General features: G+C 42.1%; 1 protein-coding gene and 1 pseudogene. One reads left to right on the top strand and one right to left on the bottom strand.

The features are described 5' to 3' along the window. Nucleotides 1–172: pseudogene (locus O9332_RS19390) on the top strand (phosphoribulokinase); the annotation flags it as partial. A 51-nt stretch (nucleotides 173–223) separates the two neighbouring features. Here the strand turns inward: O9332_RS19390 and O9332_RS19385 are convergent. Beyond that, nucleotides 224–937 (bottom strand): response regulator, encoded by a 714-nt coding sequence (locus O9332_RS19385; protein WP_288026967.1) that lies wholly within the window; start codon nucleotides 935–937, stop codon nucleotides 224–226. Between the last annotated feature and the right edge of the window lie 696 nt (nucleotides 938–1633).

The following is a 1633-nucleotide window of genomic DNA, read 5'->3' as shown; positions in this document are numbered from 1 at the left end:
CAAAACCGGCACTAAATACTACGGTGAAATGACGGAATTACTGCTCAAACACAAGGATTATCCCGGTTCTACCAATGGTACGGGTTTATTCCAAGTGTTAGTCGGTCTCAAAATGCGTGAAACCTACGAAAAACTAATGGCCGCTGAATCAAAAGTGGCAGCCCAAGTCTAGTTTCTAGTTTTGACCGAGCCGGCATCCTACCCGGGTAGGATGCCGGTTTTTTTAATCCACTAATCCCGATCGCAGGGCCAGCACTGCCGCTTGAGTCCGATCATCCACAGAGAGTTTATTTAAGATATTGCGGACATGGGTTTTCACCGTGCCGATGGTGATATAGAGTCGCTCGGCAATCTCGGCATTACTACAACCCGCGACAATCAGATCGAGAATTTCTCGCTCTCGTGCCGTTAGGGGGGCATTTTCCAGCAATTGGTGATATTCTCGGTCAACGCCTTGAATTATCACTGTTTTGGTCCCGGCAGCCGCACCGACGGGAACATTTTGGCGCACTTGTTGCAGAACAATATTGGCGATCGCAGGGTCAAGCCAATGATTGCCTTCGTGGGTGGAATAAATCGCCTCGATTAACTTATCAATGCTAATATCCTTCATACAGTAGGAATCAGCCCCAGCACTAAAAGCCGCTAAAACCTGTTCTTGGGTTTTGTGCATGGTTAGCATGAGGATTTTCGTGGCCAGGGGGTCTTCGCCCCGATTTTGTTGGAAGCGTCGCACTAACTCGATCCCATCGATCATAGGCAAACCTATATCGATGATCGCTACATCGGGTTTAGTCTCCTCTAGCAGTTTCAGTCCCTGTAATCCACTGATCGCTTCCCCTACCACTTGAATACCTTCCCGATGCTGGAGAGCCACCACTAAGCCCATGCGGGTTAAATCGTGATCTTCTACAACGATAACCCGGACTTTATCCATATTTTTTGACCAGTTTCGCCGAAGTAAGTGATGATTTGATAATTTTGGCTTTTCGATTATTAGAGCCGCTCCTTAACATTGACTTCACTCCCTTCCTCCTTCTCTGAATTCCGCTTTCTTATTCTTCATTCGGCAATCCCCTTTTTCCGGTTGATTTTATTGATACTTACTAAAAGCAGAGATGGCAAATATACTTAGCCTCCCCTAAAATATACTCAAATCTACCCAAATTAACCAGAATTTTCTGTTTTAATTATTTATTCATAATATCATACAAATCTCGATTATGCAAGGATTTGGCTTTTCTGGTTTCTGTGTGGAAACGAGGCCTATAATGATAGTTTATTTATTCACAAAAATAGCCATGAAAGTCTTTCCCAGTAAACATTTCAGAATTTCATCGTCAAAAATTATCACACAAAGTCGAGAAGAGCCAAGATAATTTTAAGAAGAATACATCTTTGATCTGCTTGGATTTTCATAGAATAGAACCAAGCTCTGGTTTAATTAATTTTTTAGCCTATATTAACAAAAAAATGGCTCTTCGTTACTTGTTATGGTTCGATAGGGGGGCATAAATCGACTAAATCCTTATCTGGCAAGAGACTTAATTGATTAGTTCGCTCTAGATAAAAAACAATTGACAAAAATCGCTAAATGCCTTTGTCTATAACAGGGTAAGCTCATCTAATTTGG

The organism is Microcystis sp. LE19-10.1B (genome assembly GCF_027530565.1).
Taxonomy (GTDB): Bacteria; Cyanobacteriota; Cyanobacteriia; order Cyanobacteriales; family Microcystaceae; genus Microcystis; species Microcystis aeruginosa.
The sequence above is the reverse complement of the archived record's forward strand: the minus strand, read 5'-3'. Positions and strand labels throughout refer to the sequence as shown.